This is a genomic window from Bacteroides sp. ZJ-18 (genome assembly GCF_011038705.2).
Lineage (GTDB): Bacteria > Bacteroidota > Bacteroidia > Bacteroidales > Bacteroidaceae > Bacteroides > Bacteroides hominis.
This window is the reverse complement of sequence record NZ_CP072198.1, coordinates 460,583-478,700: the sequence shown is the minus strand read 5'-3', so window position 1 is coordinate 478,700 and position 18,118 is coordinate 460,583. Positions and strand designations below refer to the sequence as shown.

The following is an 18,118-nucleotide window of genomic DNA, read 5'->3' as shown; positions in this document are numbered from 1 at the left end:
TTATTGTTTGTTGTTTTGTTCAGAAAAAACGTATCTTTGCAGTAGAACTATGGTTGGCATAAACATTTTTATGCCCATAAATACGCAGTTCTCTTCGGTGGATTAAAATGTAGCGATTTATAAGACACACCGGATGAGTGCAGCCTGTATCTGTATTGGTACGGGCTTACTTATCCATGTGTCGGGGTGCCGCTACATACCTAATCCATTGGATGAGTAATGCCCCGTACCTTTTCATATAATCACATTCAAGAAACCGTGCAGGGTAGATTATTTTAACTTTAATCTTTTTCCCTGTATGGCTAATTGGATTACTCTACGGCAAGCTGCCGAAAAATACGAGACTACGGTAAAAGACGTTCTCTCTTGGTCGGAACTTCCTGAAATTACTTTCACTTACGTAAACTACACTTTGTTATTGAATGATGACAGCGTGTGTGATTTTATTAAATTGCATAGTCTTCCGGCTGAAGCAGGAAAAGACTACGGTTGTGCCATCACCTTTGAAAATGTCGAGATAATCGCGAAATTATATGCTAATGCATTAGAAAAGATCCGTTTGCTGGAAAAGCAAACCGAACTGCTGAATGAATGTGTTTCCAAACAGTCAAAACTCTTTGAATCGATAGAGGAGAGGCTTGCGGCAATGCTGGTCTCCATGGGAGATACTGAAATTCAGGATACAGACCCAATAAACGAGGAATCGAAGTTTGCCGCTTTCATGAAGAAAATCCTCCTCTCATACAAAAAATGCATTTCGATCTTCCATCTTCCACCTTTTAAAAGATAACTGTCTGATTCGTAGAAAACTAATAGGGTGGAAGATGCGGTTTTTTAGCCGTTTATCTTCCACCCTCATCTTCCATCTTCCACCCGCTAAATTTCCTCTTTGGAAGGCGATTTTTTGATAAATACCAGTAGGCTTCCTCGCCCTTTTGTTTGATAATTACCTGATCTACAAATCGGTGTAGATCTTCCATCGCTGGTTTCTCGCAATGGTGGCCCACTGGAAAGGAAATGACAAGCAGTATGCCAACTCCGTTTCACCCCTGTTGATCGGTTCGCAGGGATGCGGCAAATCCACTTATTGCCGCAATATCCTGCCGCCTGATTTGAGAGCCTATTATACCGACAGCATTGACTTCAGCCGGAAACGCGATGCCGAGCTTTATCTCAACCGCTTCATGCTGATCAATATTGACGAGTTCGATCAGGTAAGTGTCAATCATCAAGGCTTCTTGAAACATATACTCCAGAAACCGGTGCTTAATGTGCGTAAGCCCAACGAGGCGGCTGTCCGCGAGTTGAAGCGTTATGCTTCGTTCATAGCGACCAGCAATCACAGCGATTTGCTTTCCGATCCTTCGGGAAGCCGCCGTTTTATCTGTATCAATATCACCGGCAGAATCCGTAATGATGCTGTCATCAACTATCCGCAACTCTATGCGCAGGCAGTGCGGGAGCTCCGTGACGGTGAGCGCTTTTATTTCTCTCCCGAGGAAGAGGCTATTTTGATGGAGAGCAATCAGGAATTTGAACTGCAAACTCCGGTTGAACAGCTCTTTCAACAGTATTTCCGCTCTGCCGGCGAGGGAGAAAAGTGTGAAACCCTGCTCGCAGTCGATATTTTAGGACGCATACAAAAGAAAAGCGGCTTTAAACTGTCGGCTACGAAGATAGTGCATTTTGGCAGAATACTTCGTAAGCTGGGAGTGCCTTGCAGGAAAATGAAAAACGGGAATTTCTATTGTGTGGTGGAGTTGTAGATGTATTTTATTCAATCCGTATACAATCCAGTCCGAACAAAGTTCCTGTCGATAGCGGATTCCGTCCGATCAATTCTATCCGCAGGATAAATTTACCGTTTATGGGCTTGTGCATTCCCAGGCTTATGGCACCTGTCGGCTCGACTTTCTCGCTGTAACAGTCCAACTGCTTTCTGTTTTTTGGGTGATTTACATATAACCTTATATTGCCGTAGTCGGTTGCTTTGGTACAATATAGACTCAAGCTGTATTCACGATCCTCAAAACCGGAGAATTCGAACTCGATGTAATCGCCTTCCTTACCGCCATGGCATACCAGATGGTCTTTTAAGTTCCATTTGCCTGGATGCCCGCTGAGTCTTTGTCTGTCATAACGCAGTCTTTCTGATTTGGAAGTTGGCTGGATTTGGCAAAAATCAATGGCATTTGGTATGTTGCAGACAGGGGATTGAGTAGGGGTAGGCAATAACCCTGCTTCTATTTCTTCTATGCCGGAAGAGCCTGTGGCTTCGGAACCTAAGTCTCCGTACCAGAATACAGTCGAAGAGTAATCTACCGTCCCGTTTTCCCAACCTAACAATTCGAAATCGAACTTCAATTGCCGGTTGAAGGGAATGGCATCTAAGCATCTGACTCTGAAGAAGCTGTTGTAGCCATAAAAATCTCGCATATCCTGGCGGGGTTGCCCGGCAAATGGTGTCTGACTTTTAAAATAGCCATCGAAACTGTAGTAGTCTTCAGTGCCTGTTCCGAAATGGGAAGGAAATGGTTCGTGATCTACGGTTATTTTTTCATCTCCTTCTCCATACCACTCTGTCGTATGGTTGAAAAGTGATAGCAGGTCTCCCCGATAAACTCCTCTGCCGGATATAGTGGTGAAATTCCAATCCATACATTTTTCATGTTCCATCCAGGTGACGACGGGCAGACCACGTTCCTGCTTCCAGGCTGTATGGAAATAGAGAGACCGGTTGTCCCACTCATAGGGCTGTGAAACAATATCTGTTTGTATATCGGCTTTGTATGGAGAGAGGTTCAAGATCGTGATTTCACAATCCTGCTTATAGGGCATCAACCATTTGCTGCAGACAATCCCTTTGCCGTCGGAATAGAAGAAAAAACTTCTGGACGCAAAAGATCCCATGCCGGAGCCTGCAAAATCGGATAGTGGAGCCCATACGGTTTGTTTTCCGTCAAAGCTTATGGTTACGATCAGGCTACGCATCAATAGGGCAAAATCGTCTGTTCTGGGTTTCAGGTTTTTATCTGTTTTCACATTGAACTGAAGAAGGCTGATCGCTCTTTTTCCTGTGTGAAGGTTCAGCTTTTGTTTTTCACCTTTATTTAATGAAAAACTCTGTTGATGGTTAAGTGAACCTTTGCCATAATCAGACTGAGGATTAAATCCCTTATCCATATTTTTATAGAGTGTGTCGGATGTTTTTTCTGCTAAAGCGGGTATGCGGTCTGCCACTTCCTGTGAGAAAGTTTCTACCGGAGTACCTGTGGGGTATTTGCGGTAATTGAACAAAAAGTGTCGGTTAGTCCGTTCGGGGGTAAGTTCCTCCATGGTCACTTTGCAGCCGTTGTTATAGGGGACAGGTAGATAAATCAGGCTGCCTCTGTTCCATTTATTGTCCGGTTCGATTAACCCTTTCTTCAATCCTCGCACACCGAACTTCTGGAGATCATAAGAGGGCACCTCCCAGCCCGGTTCGTCTTTTCCGTCAAAATAGAAACGTAAGATTGTATTTATGCTGCCAAAGGTCGTGAGCCATATACGGGTAATGGCACCGGGACCTTTGTCCTCAAAAAGAACCTTTTCTTTTCGTCCGTTGCGTTCTTCGAGGCGGATGAATCCTTCGCCGTCATCATTGGCAAACCAATTGGGCCGGTCAGGAGAAACGGATCTGCGATCGTAGCTGCTTTGTTGCATACTGCGATAGGGCAGAGCCGGATAGCGGCTCATTTCATCCCGTGAGGTCATTTCTTTCAGGAGAGTTTCTACTGTGATCTGATATTTTGTCTGTGCAAATGAACAGGTGCACAGAGCGGAGAAAAGTAAGCTGATCCCCCATCTCATTATTCCTGTTGTAAACTCAGGCTTCGGAGAAGATAATAAGAGTTGTTTCCATTTTGTGTCCATAATACGATTTTATTGATGGTAAGTAGCCGCAATATTAAGAAAGTATATCGGATGGGGCTATAATGAATTGTACCAAATCGTAGTACAGACGTTACATGAAGCATTTTTTGGGGGGTGCCGACTTATGGTGGTGGAGTGACCGGCTTTTCGCTATCTTTCTTGCATGACGCACACGAATTGTTATCCGAACAACTATAGAATATTGCGGCCGTCAGGAAAGGCAGGAATATTAATTTCTTTATAAATCTTCTGGTTCAGGTTTTTAATTACTTGCATATAACACTTTACTTCTCAAATGGTTTTATATATCTTTGTGCGTTGAACGCGATATATTTCAATTTATTATGAACGGATTTCTACTGTTGAAACGCCCTTTTATCTGGCTGGCCCGCTTTCGTCACCGTTGTGGATATGGGGTTCATTCACCATTTGCTTTCGACTTGATAACCAACGTCATTTATGAGCGTACCCCTTACTATGCTTACAGTTTGCTGGAGACTGAACAAAAGAAAATGTCGGTAAATCCCGGCAAGAAGTGGAAGCATGAATCAAAGAAGGTGAACCGGTTATTGTTCCGGTTGGTCAACCGAATGCAACCTGCCACGATTGTAGATGCCGGAACGTTGTCGGTATCGTCTCTCTATTTGCAGGCCGGACATGCTAAAGCGGGTTATTTGGGTGCTTCTGATTTGTCCGAACTCTTTTTGGAGAAAGATACACCTGTCGATTTTCTTTATTTGCACCATTACCGTGACCCGGAATTTGTAGAGAAAGTATTCGATATCTGTGCGTCGAGAACAACGGAACAAGGAGTTTTTGTGATTGCCGGTATCTGCTATACGAAAAAGATGAAAGCACTCTGGAAAAAGATACAGCAGGACGACCGGACGGGTGTTACATTCGACTTATATGATCTTGGAATCGTCTTTTTCGACCGTACGAAGATAAAACAGCACTATATCGTCAACTTCTGAATCCTTTTGTGTGTTAACCTTTACAGAAATAATAAACTTACTATCATTATGAAAAAGAGTCTTGTATATACAAAAACGGGTGATAAAGGAACAACGGGTCTGATAGGAGGAACCCGTGTGCCGAAAACCCACATCCGCCTTGAAGCGTATGGAACGGTCGATGAGCTGAACTCGAATCTGGGATTACTGGCAACTTACCTGATGGACGAGCATGATTTGGATTTCGTACAGTCGGTGCAGGATAAACTGTTTGCCATTGGTTCGCATCTGGCCACTGACCAGGAGAAGATCCAACTGCACGATGTCAGTATTATTACCCCTGCCGATGTAGAAGCTATTGAACGTGAAATTGATGCTGCCGACGAAATTCTTCCGCCTTTACATTCCTTCATCATTCCGGGAGGAAGTCGTGGCTCGGCACTTTGCCACGTTTGCCGTACCGTTTGCCGGAGGGCGGAGCGGCGTATTCTTGCATTATCCGAAAGCTATACAATCTCTGCTGATTTGCTGGCTTATGTCAACCGGCTGTCTGATTATTTATTTGTCTTGTCTCGTAAAATGAATTTTAATGAGGGAAAAGACGAAATATTTTGGAATAATAGTTGCAAGTGAAATTTTTTATTATACTTTTGCCGAAAAATAGAGAGTAGGTATTAATATTCACATTTTAAATACGAAAGCTTATGTATTGGACGTTGGAATTAGCATCTAAACTGGAAGATGCTCCTTGGCCGGCAACTAAGGATGAACTGATTGATTATGCCATGCGGTCGGGTGCTCCTCTTGAAGTGATTGAAAACCTTCAGGAAATGGAAGATGAAGGCGAAATCTATGAAAGTATAGAAGATATTTGGCCGGACTACCCCAGTAAAGAAGATTTCTTCTTTAACGAAGAGGAGTATTGATACGAACGAATGAATTGAAAATAATAAATAGTCCCGATAAACGATCCGGTTTATCGGGACTATTTTATTGGTATTAGAACATCGGTAACTGATAGATGAAACCTAAAGACAAACGATTGGTACTGTAGTTCTCTTGTCCCAGTACTTTGGCACGATGTGTGAAGTCGTATGAACGTCCCACGTAAGTCAGGAAGAAATGCAGGTTGGTCTTCATCGGGTAAAACTCTACTCCGGCCAGATATCCCCAGGAAGTACGGTAGTTACCTTTTTCAATGCCGTCAGCTGCTTTAGTAACCGAAGCGGTTTCGTACATACCTTTTACAAAAGCATTCCATTTCGGGAGGAAACGGTAGTTGAGCTTGGTCACCACAGATAAGTAACCGGCGTTGAAAGCATTGTGTCCGCTGGCATTACCCACGATTCCGGTGATAGTACCGTTGCGGTCGATGCCTTCCTGCGAATACATGAAGTCGACAAACATATTGAACTTATCCAGATTCAGCTCGTTGCCCACTGCATAATAGTAGAGGTTCTTGCCTTTGGCTTCACTCATGACGGAGGCTGACCAGCGGGTCTTGAATACCTCATTGAAGTTGCCGTTCCAGTTCAGGGTATAGACCAGTGGCATCTTCCCCGATTTGAGATCCGGCAATTTGCCTTCCGAATCTTCGGTGATTCCGTATGTTTTGTCAAACGAACTGTTACGACTATTCAGAATCTGCAGGTTGAGTTGCTGGGTGGAGGTAATATTATAACCGACGTTCAGTCCGGTCATAAAATTACTCATATTGTCGATCATGTCACTGTATTCGTAAATGTCGATCGGATTCAGGTCGAACTCAAATCCCCCGTAAGCGGCACATTGCTTACCGGCAAAGAAAGAGAACTGATCATTCAGTTTCACACCGATTCCGGCATAGTCTATCGAGGTAGGGATGTTATCAATCATTCCTCCTCCTTCGTTCGAACGGTTCAGGCGTTGACGATAGCGGTAAGAGAGCCAGCTGTTGAGATTGCCTTTTGCTTCGATGCGGAGTTGACGCATTTTGAATACTCCTTCGTCGAAACCATCGCGGAAGTTAGCGTCAAAACTACCTTGCATATTGAGGTACAGATTGAACTTATCCGTCTTTTTTTGCACGTTGGCCAGTTCTTCGTACAACGATTTGTTTTCCAGAAACATTTCCTTCTTTTCTGCCTTTTGTGCATATACTCCTTGAATGCTGCCCGCAAGGAGCAGCATTGCCATTAATTTCTTCATAAGTGTTCAGGTTTTATCGGTTCGATGCCCGGTTAGTACTCATTAAAATATTGCTGAATCTGCTTCCAGTCGTTGGTTTTGGTCAGTGCAAGCATCAGCAGTACACGTGACTTTTGCGGGTTCAATTCCTGCGAAGCGATAAATTGATATTGAGCATCATCCACCTCGGCATCCAGTGTCGTAGGTCCGGTCGGTACACGGGATGAACGGACAACGAGTATTCCTTTCTTACGGGCTTCTGTCAGTACCGGGAAAATGTTCTTGTGAATGTTTCCGTTACCTACGCCGGCATGGATAATACCCTTATAATCGTGGTGTAGAAGTGGGGTTACCATATCTGCCTCAATGTTTGAGTAGCTATAAACGATACCTACTTTAGGCAGAGAGTTCAGGTTGGTTACGTCGAACACAGACTGAGTGGTATGCTTTTTCAGTGGGGCTTGGTTGTAAAATACCTTTCCGTTGAAGATATAGCCCAACGCTCCGGAGTTGGGTGCCTGGAAGGTTTGTACATCGATTGTATTCATTTTTAATACACTTTCTGCCCCGAGAATCAATCCGTTCATGGCTACCAGTACGCCTTTGCCTACAGATTCTTTGGCCCCTGCGGTGACTACGGCGTTATAAAGGTTCAGCGGACCATCGGCACTAAGTGCGGTGGAAGGACGCATGGCTCCTACCAGCACCACCGGTTTATCGCTTTTTACGGTCAGGTTCAGGAAGTAAGCCGTTTCTTCCATTGTATCTGTTCCGTGAGTGATAACGATGCCGTCGATATCCGGACGCTTCAACAACTGGTTGATCTTTTTGGCAAGTATCAGCCATACTTCGTCGTTCATGTCCTGCGAACCGATGCGCACAATTTGTTCACCGGTCACATTGGCAATGTTTTTTAGTTCGGGTACTGCATCCAGCAGCGTACCGATTGCTACTTGTCCGGCTGTGTAATTGGTAGAGGTTGCCGAGCCGCCTGTCCCGGCAATCGTTCCTCCGGTAGCAAGGATGTGAATGTTTGGCTTCTGTGAGAAGGCCATCATTGTGGAAAGCAGTAGTGTAACCACTACAAGGCTTAGTCTTTTTAGTTCTTTCATGACTCAACTGTTATTTAGGTTAAAAAATAGATAGTTCTTATTTTTAAAATACCTGGATGAAGAGCAATCCGAGTACGATAGCTACAACGGTTGATACCAATCCGGGCATCATAAACGAATGATTCAACACATATTTACCGATTTTGGTTGTTCCTGTACGGTCGAAATTGATGGCAGCAACCACCGTCGGATAATTCGGAATGAAGAAGTATCCGTTTACGGCCGGGAACATGGCGATCAGCATATACGGCGAAATGCCGAGGGCGATGCCCAGTGGCATCAGTGCACGTACTGTGGCCGCCTGACTGTAAAGCAGGATAGACATTACGAACAAAGCTATTCCGAATAACCACGGCATCTGCCGAACCAATCCTTCGATAGATTCTGTCAGTTGCCCCATGTTGCCTTGCAGGAATGTGTCACCCATCCAGGCTATACCGAAGATGGCGATTACCGCCTGCATTCCTGCCGGGAAAACAGAACCTTGTGTTGCTTTGATTCCATCCGTCTTGGTAATCATCAGGATAAGCGCAGCTGCCGAAAGCATTACGATTTCAATAATGGCAGACATTCCCAGTGTAACGGTTTCTCCGTCTATCAGGAAGGTGGGGCGCATACCGTCGAAAGAACCGAAAAATACGATGAAGGCCGTTGCTAAAATGAAAATCAGAACCGAGGTCATTGCATTGCGCTTGTTGTGTACGTCCTTAATCTCTACTTTCTTAGAGTTGAAATACCCTTCTGCCAATCGCTTCTGATATTCCGGGTCGTCCACCAGTTCTTTGCCCACTTTCATTGAGAACAGTGCACCTACCAGCACACCGATAATGGTAGCGGGGATTGTTATTTTTAAAATGTCAAATAAAGTAATGTCAAAACCTGCCAGAAGTCCGAGCAAGGCAACTGTGGCAGCCGAAATGGGGCTGGCCGTGATGGCTTGCTGAGAAGCGATAACGGCGATACCGAGAGGGCGTTCCGGACGGATTTTTGTTTCGGTGGCCACTTCGGCAATCACCGGCAGTACGGAATAGGCAACATGTCCTGTACCGGCGACGAAGGTGAACAGATAAGTCACAATAGGACTCAAAAGAGTGACGTGTGACGGGTTTTTACGCAATAACTTTTCTGCCAGCTTCACCATATAGTCCAGTCCGCCGGCTGCCTGCATGCATGATGCAGCCGAAATAACCGCGGCAATCATCAACATTACATCGATCGGAGGGGCTGTGGGTTGCAGTCCGAAGACAAAAGTCAGTATCCCTAAACCTACGCCGCCCATTACTCCGAGTCCGATACCTCCCAAACGGGCACCGATAATAATAGCTGTCAGTACAAAAGCCAATTGTAAAATCATATCTTTCTTTTTTAATTTTTTGGCAAAGATAATTTAATAAATTGTCTCTGAATTGGTAAATGATATGGTAATCAACAAAAAAGAAGTTAATTGGTTTTTGCTGATTTGCATATTTTTTCATTATGAAGGAGATTTTGTAAAATATCTCTCAATCGGATGCTATTTACAATATGATACATGTATTTGCTTTATTATACGTAAATCACTCCTTGTTTAAAGTATGTTAACTAAATAGTGAATATGATTGCTTTCAAAACAATATTGCTTAAGTTTGGTTATTATAAACACAGTTAAGATTATAATTGTTAATAAAGATATATTATGAAAGAAGAATTATCGAAAGCAACTCGTACAGAGAGTGATTTAATAGGTGAACGTGAAGTACCCGAAACCGCTTTGTATGGCGTACAAACCCTTCGGGGCATAGAGAACTTCCGCATTAGTAAATATCACCTTTGTGAGTATCCGTTGTTTATCAATGCACTTGCCATAACCAAGATGGGAGCCGCTATGGCTAACTTTGAGCTTGGATTGCTGACTGAAGAACAGGCAAATGCCATTCTCCATGCATGTAAAGAAATTCTGGAAGGCAAACATCACGACCAATTCCCGGTAGACATGATTCAGGGTGGAGCCGGAACTACCACCAACATGAATGCCAACGAGGTGATAGCCAATCGTGCCCTCGAACTGATGGGACATAAACGCGGAGAGTATCAATATTGTTCGCCCAATGACCACGTCAACCGTTCGCAGTCCACCAACGATGCCTATCCGACTGCCATCCATATAGGTATGTATTATACGCATCTGAAACTGGTGAAGCATTTCAAAGAAGTGATCGGTGCTTTCCGGAGAAAAGCAGAAGAGTTTGCACATGTGATCAAGATGGGGCGTACACAGTTGGAAGATGCGGTGCCGATGACGCTTGGGCAGACATTCAATGGTTTTGCCAGCATCCTTCAAGATGAAATTAAGAATCTGGACTTTGCTGCACAGGACTTCCTGACAGTCAATATGGGAGCTACTGCCATCGGAACCGGAATTACCGCCGAACCGGAATATGCTACCAAATGCATCGCGGCCCTCCGGAAGATTACCGGGCTGGATATCCGTTTGGCCGACGATCTGATAGGAGCTACTTCCGATACTTCCTGTCTGGTGGGGTATTCTTCAGCCATGCGTCGTATAGCTGTAAAAATGAATAAGATTTGCAATGACTTACGTCTTCTGGCATCCGGTCCGCGTTGCGGGTTGGGTGAGATTAATCTGCCTGCCATGCAACCCGGTTCGTCTATCATGCCCGGTAAGGTAAATCCGGTTATCCCCGAAGTGATGAACCAGATCGACTATAAAGTGATAGGCAACGACCTTTGCGTGGCTATGAGTGGCGAAGCGGCTCAGATGGAGCTGAATGCGATGGAACCGGTGATGGCACAGTGTTGCTTTGAATCTGCCGATTTGCTGATGAATGGCTTCGATACACTGCGTACTTTGTGCATAGACGGCATTACGGCCAATGAGGAGAAATGCCGGAAAGATGTTCACAACAGTATCGGTGTTGTGACGGCCCTCAACCCTGTCATCGGGTATAAGAATTCTACCAAAATTGCCAAAGAGGCACAGGAGACCGGTAAGGGAGTTTACGAACTGGTGTTGGAACATAACATTCTTTCGAAAGAAGACCTTGATACGATCCTGAAGCCGGAAAACATGATTCATCCGGTTAAACTCGATATTAAGCCTAACAACTGATCCGGGGAATCCGGTCAGCATATTTAAGAAGTTGTATCCCAATCCGGTTACAGTCCTTTCTTCCGTTTAGGGAGGATAGGAGAATTGCAACGGTTTGGGGTACAACTTCTTTTTTTATTTTCTGAAGTTTGAGAGCTGAATCCGGTATTTTTTTTCTATCTTGCCGGTGTGATTAATGATGATACTATGAAAAAATTCCCTTTTTACTTTCTGGTGCTGTACCTGTTGGCTTCATGCCAGGGGACGAAGCAGGCGGAAACTCAGGCTTTATCCGTTGTCGACATGACAAAAAGTTACCCTGAAAAGGAGATTGTTCTGCAAGACATTGCCGATGTGGAATATATTCCTTTAGAAACTACCGATGACTTTCTGTTCAATGGTGTTGCCGCGATAGTGTCCGATAAATATATCGTGACGATAGGTCACCAGAGTGAAGATGTCTGTCTGTTCAGCCGGGAGGGAAAAGCCCTTACCCGTATCCACCGGGTGGGAAATGGTCCGGGAGAATACAAAGATATTGCGACGGTAGACGTAAACTGGGAGGATGGCGAACTTTATCTGAAAGAGATGAACCGGCAAAAAATTCACGTCTATTCGCTGGATGGCACGTTCAAGCGTTCGCTTCCTTATCCCGAAAATATATGGTTGAACCAGATGTATCTTTTCTCTCCCGAATATCTGATTGCCTCCCGGGACTTCACTCCTTCCGCAGGTTCGGATGCCGGGTTCCATCCCTACCTCCTTGTCTCTACCGAGAGCGGACAGCTGGATTCTTTGAGCTATGTGCAGAAAAAATGTGTGCAAGTTAAATTAATCATCAACGAGCAAGCGCATCTGTATGGCTATATGCATGAGCCATCGATTATTTGCAATGGTTCCCGGTTCTACATAGGCAATGCGGACTCGGATACTTTGTTTACGATGGAGTCGGATTTTGCTTTAAAACCTTTGCTGGTCCGTACCCCTTCACATAATGAAGAAGGGAACCAGTATGGTTTGTTTTTGAAAGGAGTGGCGGGACCCTATCTTTTTTTAACCAAGCAACCGATGGAGATACCTATGAACAGCATCGATCATCTGGATTTGCAAAATGAAGAATGGCTTTATGACCGCCGTACCCAGGAGGTTTTCCGCTATATTTTCAAGAATCGTGAAGATACTTCGAAACCGGTCTCAGGCATCATGTTTTATCGTTATCCCGAAGATTGCGCTTTAGTCATTCTGAAGTCGGAAGATTTGGTGGAGGCTTACGAAGCCGGTGAGTTGAGTGGTGAACTGAAGAAGATTGTTTCGGGAATGAAAGTAGATGATAATCCTGTCCTGATGCTGATACAGTTTAAGGGATAGAGAAACGGTCTTCATGGAGAAGGGGGAGGTGTCACAGTCTGTGGTGAAACGGGCTTTTGCAAGACTCTTTTTCTTAACCGGAACCTGCAATCCTGTGCGGAAAGAGTGGGATTCAAACCCACGGAACAGACAAGCCGTTCACCGGATTTCGAGTCCGGCCCATTCGATCACTCTGGCATCTTTCCTTAAATGTACTACAAAGGTAAATCGTTTTATGATTCGTTGTTCCGGTAAGGGTGTTTTTTTCTTCTTGCCGGGATTTTGCTGCTACTTTATGAGGTTGCGGGTCTATTATTAAAAGATCCGATATACCAGTTGTACATCTCGTATATAGTTTCCTTAGATGATAAAGATGGATCTTTTTATTGAGAAAACGGCAAGTCCTTTATATTGGGGATTGAAACAACAAAATGCTGTTGAGTAATGTTATAGAATAGAGCGCTTTGCTGAAAATATGCAAACGAATTTAATGTTTTTTTAATTTAAAACTATATCTTTGTCCCGAATTTTAAACACAACTTAGTTATGAAAAAGATTATTAGTGCTTTAATGATAGCTGTATGTATCGGTATGGCTATGCCTGCTCAGGCACAACTTATCAAGTTTGGTGTGAAAGGTGGTGTAAACCTGGCAAAAGCTGATTTTAATAAGTCTGATTTAAAAACAGACAACTTTACCGGTTTCTTTATCGGCCCGATGGCTGAGGTTACTATCCCATTGGTAGGTTTGGGGGTTGACGGTGCTCTTTTGTTCTCTCAGAGAGGTGTCAAAGTAGGTGATGAGTCTATCAGACAGAATGGTCTCGATATTCCAATTAACTTGAAGTATACTATTGGCTTGGGTAGTGCATTGGGTATCTACGTGGCAGCCGGTCCGGATTTTTATTTTAACTTCTCAGGCGATAAGAATTACGAGGACCTTGGTCGGTTGAATAAAAAGAACGCACAGATAGGTATTAATGTAGGTGCCGGTGTGAAATTACTGAGGCATTTGCAGATAGGAGCCAATTATAATATCCCGTTGAATAAAACAGCGGAATGGAAAGAGGCTGATTTTTCTTATAAGACTAAAATGTGGCAGATATCTGCTGCTTATATTTTCTAAGAAATCAGAATCATCTGATGATATACAAATCCCCGGCGTTTGCGTCGGGGATTTTTTTGTATCTTTGTCCTCACGATGAAAAAGTATGTAGATGTCATATTACCTTTGCCTCTTCCCCGTTGCTTCACTTATTCCCTTCCGGACGAAGGAGCAGAAGAGGTACAAATCGGTTGCCGGGTAGTCGTATCTTTCGGGCGGAAAAAGTATTATACAGCCATTGTTTGCAATGTTCACTATTATGCGCCGACCGAATATGAAGTCAAAGAGATTTCCGCCGTACTTGATACCTCTCCGATACTGCTCCCTGTACAATTCCGGTTTTGGGAATGGTTATCCGATTATTATCTCTGTACACAGGGCGATGTCTACAAAGCGGCGTTACCTTCCGGTTTAAAACTGGAAAGTGAGACGATCGTTGAATACAACCCCGACTTTGAAGCCGATGCTCCCCTTCCCGAACGGGAACAACGGATACTTGACTTGCTTGCAAAAGATCCTGAGCAGTGCGTCACCAAACTTGAAAAGGAGAGTGGTCTGAAAAACATACTTACTGTTATTAAATCCTTGCTCGATAAGGAAGCTCTTTTTGTAAAAGAGGAACTTCGCCGTACCTATAAACCCAAAACAGAAGTCCGGGTCCGGCTGACAGCCGACGCTTCGGGCGAGGAGAATCTCCGGCGACTTTTTGATAAATTAGAACGCGTCCCGAAGCAACTGGCACTGTTGATGAAGTACGTCGAGCTTTCCGGGGTATTGGGAGACGGCACGCTGAAGGAAGTATCGAAAAAGGAATTGTTGCAGCGTGCTTCCGCTTCTCCTGCCGTTTTTAACGGATTGGTAGAAAAGCGGGTCTTTGAAGTCTATCAACGGGAAATCGGCCGATTGAACCGTATCTCGGGACAAACGGTGGAACTGAACGTTCTGAACGAACATCAGCAGCGGGCTTATGATGAAATTGTGCGGAGCTTTCAAGAGAAGAATGTCTGCTTGCTCCACGGTGTGACTTCCAGCGGAAAGACTGAAGTGTATATCCATCTGATAGAAGATGCTTTACGTCAGGGGAAACAGGTGCTTTACCTGTTACCCGAAATTGCGTTGACCACTCAGATTACCGAACGTCTGAAACGGGTGTTCGGCTCCCGGTTGGGGATCTATCACTCCAAGTTTCCCGATGCCGAACGGGTTGAGATCTGGCAGAAGCAATTGACGGAAGAAGGATATGACATTATTCTGGGGGTGCGCTCTTCGGTATTCCTCCCGTTCCGGAATCTCGGACTGGTCATTGTGGACGAAGAGCACGAGAACACTTATAAACAGCAAGACCCCGCGCCACGCTATCATGCCCGCAATGCCGCTATCGTACTGGCTTCGATGTATGGGGCAAAGACGTTGTTAGGCACTGCCACTCCTTCGGTGGAGACCTGGCAGAATGCCACTACCGGTAAATTCGGATGGGTGGAGTTGAAAGAACGATATAAAGAGATTCAACTTCCGGAAATTATTCCGGTAGATATCAAAGAATTACACCGCAAAAAGCGGATGACGGGGCAATTCTCCCCCTTGTTGTTGCAATACGTCCGTGAGGCGCTTGATAATAAACAGCAGGTGATTCTATTTCAGAACCGGCGCGGTTTTGCCCCGATGATAGAGTGCCGCACCTGCGGATGGGTGCCTAAATGCAAAAACTGTGATGTCAGCCTGACTTATCATAAAGGTATCAATCAGCTGACTTGCCATTATTGCGGGTATACCTACCAGTTGCCCCGTTCGTGTCCGGCTTGCGAGGGAGTCGAACTTATGCACAGGGGCTTTGGTACGGAGAAGATAGAAGATGACGTAAAACTGATTTTTCCGGAAGCTTCTGTGGCACGTATGGACTTGGATACTACCCGTACCCGGTCGGCCTATGAAAAGATTATTGCAGATTTTGAGCAGGGGAAGACTGATATACTGATCGGTACCCAGATGGTATCAAAAGGACTCGACTTCGATCATGTCAGTGTAGTGGGCATCCTCAATGCGGATACGATGTTGAATTATCCCGATTTCCGTTCGTACGAACGTGCCTTCCAGTTGATGGCACAGGTTGCCGGACGTGCCGGGCGAAAAAATAAACGGGGCAGGGTTGTGTTGCAAACCAAAAGTATAGATCACCCCATCATCCGTCAGGTGATGACGAACGATTACGAGGATATGGTAGCGGGACAATTGGCCGAACGACAGATGTTCCATTATCCTCCCTACTACCGGATGGTGTATGTTTATCTGAAGAACCGGAACGAGACATTGCTGGATGTGATGGCACATACCATGGCCGAAAAGCTGCGCGCATTGTTCGGAAACCGTATACTGGGGCCGGATAAGCCTCCCGTTGCCCGTATCCAGACTTTGTTTATACGGAAAATAGTTGTTAAAATAGAACAAAATGCGCCAATGAGTCGCGCCCGTGAATTACTTTTGCGTGTACAACGGGAAATGATAGAAGACGAACGGTTTAAATCGTTGATTGTCTATTATGATGTAGATCCTATGTAATGAAAACCAATCTTAATATATACCTTTAAAAAATGAAACCATGAAGCGAATCACGACACTTTTGCTTTCTTGCCTGGTTAGTACAGGCCCGCTTCTTGCACAGCAAGGAGTGACACAATGTGGAACACCGACCGGACAGGCTCCGTTCCCACTTCAATCTTACAAAGAGTTACCCGATCCGGTTACTCCTTCCGAGAAGGAGTGGGCGGCAGTCAAAACTCCTCAGGTGCAATGGGGAAATACCGATACCCGGTATGCAAAACATGTTGTCCCCATGATTCAATCACAGAAAAGCGTCACACTGGAAGGCTGGCGTGGCGAGAAACTCCATGCTCAGGCTGTTGTCTGGACAGGTACCGATCTGGAAGGGTTGAATTATTCTCTTTCCGAATTTAAAAACTCCAAGGGCGACGTGCTTCCGGCAAGTGCCTTCAGCGGAGGTTTTGTCCGCTATGTGATGACGGATGAACTGAATAAGGATGGACGCGGTGCCTGTGGCTATCGTCCGGATCATTCTATTTATGACTCTCTGTTAGTGGCCGATCCGATTGACCACTTGCTGACTTCCATGCCTATGGAGGCTAAGAGTACCCAAGCTATCTGGATCAATTGCCAGATACCCCAGACCGTGTCTCCGGGAGTTTATCGCGGCACCGTTGAGGTGAAAGACGGAGACCAGAGGCTGTCTACCCTCAAGATGGACATTAAAGTCTCTTCCCGCGTATTGCCCGCTCCGTCCGAATGGGCTTATCATCTGGATTTGTGGCAGAGTCCGTTTGCCGTGGCACGCTATTATCAGGTTCCGCTTTGGAGTCAGGAACATATGGATGCCATGCGTCCGTTGATGAAGATGCTGGCGGATGCCGGACAGAAGATTATTACGGCTACCATCATGCACAAACCTTGGAACGGACAGACTTATGACTATTTTGAATCGATGGTTACCTGGACGAAAAAGGTTGATGGCACATGGGCTTTCGACTATGGTGTGTTCGACAAGTGGGTGGAGATGATGATGAGCGTAGGCATTGACAAGCAAATCAACTGCTATTCAATGGTTCCGTGGAAATTGTCATTCCAGTACTTCGATCAGGCTACAAACAGTATGCAATACGCCAAGACTGCTCCGGGCGAGAAAGCTTACGAAGAGATGTGGGTGGCTATGCTGAAGTCATTCTCTAAACATTTGCGTGAAAAAGGCTGGTTCGACATTTGTGCCATCGCCATGGACGAACGCCCGATGGAGGTAATGCAGAAAACATTGCAGGTGATCCGTAAAGCTGATCCGGAATTTAAAGTTTCGCTGGCCGGAAATTTCCATAAAGAATTGGAGGCTGATATTTACGATTACTGTATTCCTATCGGCGCTTCTTATCCGAAAGAGGTATTGGCACGCCGTGCACAAAAGCAGTTGCCTACAACTTATTACACCTGTTGTACAGAAGCTTTCCCGAATACCTTTACTTTCTCCGATCCTGCCGAGGCTGCCTGGATGAGCTATTATTCTGCTAAAGATCACCTCGACGGTTACCTGCGTTGGGCATATAACAGTTGGCCGAAAGAGCCGTTGCTCGACTCACGTTTTGAGGCTTGGGCCGGTGGTGATACTTATCTGGTTTATCCGGGAGCACGCTCTTCCATCCGTTTCGAGAAACTTATCGAGGGCGTTCAGGCTCATGAGAAGATAACAATCTTACGTAAAGAGTTTACGGATAAGAAAAACAAGAACGGATTTAAGAAGCTGGAAAAAATGTTATCCACCTTTAAACTGAAGGATTTCCCGGAAGTGCCGGCTGCTGAAACGGTGAATAAGGCGAACAAAATATTGAATTCGTTGTAGAGTTATCGACAGTACCTTTTTATACCGCATGCAGAAACGT

General features: G+C 45.0%; 13 protein-coding genes, 1 tRNA gene and 1 pseudogene. 10 read left to right on the top strand and 5 right to left on the bottom strand.

Going from position 1 to position 18,118, the window contains the following annotated elements; all coding sequences use genetic code 11:
- Positions 1-298 precede the first annotated feature (298 nt).
- Complete coding sequence (locus tag G7Y45_RS02125; RefSeq protein WP_005811525.1) at positions 299-790, top strand: hypothetical protein; 492 nt, start codon at positions 299-301, stop codon at positions 788-790.
- Positions 791-974: 184 nt separating this feature from the next.
- Positions 975-1,766: pseudogene (locus tag G7Y45_RS02120) on the top strand (VapE domain-containing protein); the annotation flags it as partial.
- A 7-nt stretch (positions 1,767-1,773) separates the two neighbouring features.
- On the opposite strand, the gene G7Y45_RS02115 reads toward G7Y45_RS02120, so the two are convergent.
- Positions 1,774-3,912 carry a glycoside hydrolase family 172 protein gene (locus G7Y45_RS02115; protein ID WP_165017291.1) on the bottom strand — a complete coding sequence of 713 codons (2,139 nt, stop codon included), beginning with the start codon at positions 3,910-3,912 and terminating at the stop codon, positions 1,774-1,776.
- Between the two features lie 344 nt (positions 3,913-4,256).
- On the opposite strand from G7Y45_RS02115, the gene G7Y45_RS02110 reads away from it, so the two are divergent.
- The 3 genes from G7Y45_RS02110 (at position 4,257) to G7Y45_RS02100 (ending at position 5,791) form a co-directional block, all read left to right on the top strand.
- Entirely contained in the window at positions 4,257-4,886 is a 630-nt protein-coding gene (locus G7Y45_RS02110) for a hypothetical protein (protein ID WP_032537602.1), read from the top strand.
- A gap of 48 nt (positions 4,887-4,934) precedes the next feature.
- Entirely contained in the window at positions 4,935-5,498 is a 564-nt protein-coding gene (locus G7Y45_RS02105; RefSeq protein ID WP_005782133.1) for a cob(I)yrinic acid a,c-diamide adenosyltransferase, read from the top strand.
- 71 nt (positions 5,499-5,569) lie between these two features.
- Positions 5,570-5,791, top strand: a complete 222-nt coding sequence (locus G7Y45_RS02100) for a DUF2795 domain-containing protein (RefSeq protein ID WP_002558131.1) — start codon at positions 5,570-5,572, stop codon at positions 5,789-5,791.
- A 73-nt stretch (positions 5,792-5,864) separates the two neighbouring features.
- Here the strand turns inward: G7Y45_RS02100 and G7Y45_RS02095 are convergent, their stop codons facing one another.
- Genes G7Y45_RS02095 through G7Y45_RS02085 form a run of 3 tightly spaced genes read right to left on the bottom strand, consistent with a single transcriptional unit; the run spans position 5,865 to position 9,497 of the window.
- Positions 5,865-7,052 (bottom strand): porin, encoded by a 1,188-nt coding sequence (locus G7Y45_RS02095; protein ID WP_165017288.1) that lies wholly within the window; start codon positions 7,050-7,052, stop codon positions 5,865-5,867.
- Between the two features lie 32 nt (positions 7,053-7,084).
- Positions 7,085-8,143, bottom strand: a complete 1,059-nt coding sequence (ansB, locus tag G7Y45_RS02090) for an L-asparaginase 2 (protein WP_005782137.1) — start codon at positions 8,141-8,143, stop codon at positions 7,085-7,087.
- Between the two features lie 43 nt (positions 8,144-8,186).
- Positions 8,187-9,497 carry an anaerobic C4-dicarboxylate transporter family protein gene (locus tag G7Y45_RS02085; protein ID WP_165017285.1) on the bottom strand — a complete coding sequence of 437 codons (1,311 nt, stop codon included), beginning with the start codon at positions 9,495-9,497 and terminating at the stop codon, positions 8,187-8,189.
- 321 nt (positions 9,498-9,818) lie between these two features.
- On the opposite strand from G7Y45_RS02085, the gene aspA reads away from it, so the two are divergent.
- Positions 9,819-11,252, top strand: coding sequence for an aspartate ammonia-lyase (aspA, locus tag G7Y45_RS02080; protein ID WP_005782141.1), 1,434 nt, complete (start codon positions 9,819-9,821; stop codon positions 11,250-11,252).
- Positions 11,253-11,438: 186 nt separating this feature from the next.
- Positions 11,439-12,599: a 6-bladed beta-propeller gene (locus G7Y45_RS02075; protein ID WP_165017282.1), complete on the top strand. Its 1,161-nt coding sequence runs from the start codon at positions 11,439-11,441 to the stop codon at positions 12,597-12,599.
- A gap of 97 nt (positions 12,600-12,696) precedes the next feature.
- Here G7Y45_RS02075 and G7Y45_RS02070 read toward each other — a convergent pair.
- Positions 12,697-12,784: transfer RNA gene (locus tag G7Y45_RS02070), tRNA-Ser, on the bottom strand.
- 340 nt (positions 12,785-13,124) lie between these two features.
- Between G7Y45_RS02070 and G7Y45_RS02065 the strand changes: the two genes are divergently transcribed.
- From G7Y45_RS02065 to G7Y45_RS02055, 3 genes are all read left to right on the top strand, one after another.
- Positions 13,125-13,703 carry a porin family protein gene (locus tag G7Y45_RS02065; protein WP_005782143.1) on the top strand — a complete coding sequence of 193 codons (579 nt, stop codon included), beginning with the start codon at positions 13,125-13,127 and terminating at the stop codon, positions 13,701-13,703.
- A 75-nt stretch (positions 13,704-13,778) separates the two neighbouring features.
- A complete protein-coding gene (gene priA / locus G7Y45_RS02060; RefSeq protein ID WP_165017279.1) occupies positions 13,779-16,238 on the top strand; it encodes a primosomal protein N' in 2,460 nt (819 codons plus the stop codon).
- A 40-nt stretch (positions 16,239-16,278) separates the two neighbouring features.
- The gene (locus tag G7Y45_RS02055; protein ID WP_005811407.1) at positions 16,279-18,078 is read left to right on the top strand and encodes a DUF4091 domain-containing protein; all 1,800 of its coding nucleotides are present in this window, start codon (positions 16,279-16,281) and stop codon (positions 18,076-18,078) included.
- Positions 18,079-18,118: the final 40 nt, after the last annotated feature.

Excerpts from the sequence above, each read along its gene's own strand:
- G7Y45_RS02125 (WP_005811525.1), top strand. The coding sequence starts at position 299 with ATGGCTAATTGGATTACTCTACGGCAAGCTGCCGAAAAATACGAGACT.
- G7Y45_RS02115 (WP_165017291.1), bottom strand. The coding sequence starts at position 3,912 with ATGGACACAAAATGGAAACAACTCTTATTATCTTCTCCGAAGCCTGAG.
- G7Y45_RS02110 (WP_032537602.1), top strand. The coding sequence starts at position 4,257 with ATGAACGGATTTCTACTGTTGAAACGCCCTTTTATCTGGCTGGCCCGC.
- G7Y45_RS02105 (WP_005782133.1), top strand. The coding sequence starts at position 4,935 with ATGAAAAAGAGTCTTGTATATACAAAAACGGGTGATAAAGGAACAACG.
- G7Y45_RS02100 (WP_002558131.1), top strand. The coding sequence starts at position 5,570 with ATGTATTGGACGTTGGAATTAGCATCTAAACTGGAAGATGCTCCTTGG.
- G7Y45_RS02095 (WP_165017288.1), bottom strand. The coding sequence starts at position 7,052 with ATGAAGAAATTAATGGCAATGCTGCTCCTTGCGGGCAGCATTCAAGGA.
- ansB (WP_005782137.1), bottom strand. The coding sequence starts at position 8,143 with ATGAAAGAACTAAAAAGACTAAGCCTTGTAGTGGTTACACTACTGCTT.
- G7Y45_RS02085 (WP_165017285.1), bottom strand. The coding sequence starts at position 9,497 with ATGATTTTACAATTGGCTTTTGTACTGACAGCTATTATTATCGGTGCC.
- aspA (WP_005782141.1), top strand. The coding sequence starts at position 9,819 with ATGAAAGAAGAATTATCGAAAGCAACTCGTACAGAGAGTGATTTAATA.
- G7Y45_RS02075 (WP_165017282.1), top strand. The coding sequence starts at position 11,439 with ATGAAAAAATTCCCTTTTTACTTTCTGGTGCTGTACCTGTTGGCTTCA.
- G7Y45_RS02065 (WP_005782143.1), top strand. The coding sequence starts at position 13,125 with ATGAAAAAGATTATTAGTGCTTTAATGATAGCTGTATGTATCGGTATG.
- priA (WP_165017279.1), top strand. The coding sequence starts at position 13,779 with ATGAAAAAGTATGTAGATGTCATATTACCTTTGCCTCTTCCCCGTTGC.
- G7Y45_RS02055 (WP_005811407.1), top strand. The coding sequence starts at position 16,279 with ATGAAGCGAATCACGACACTTTTGCTTTCTTGCCTGGTTAGTACAGGC.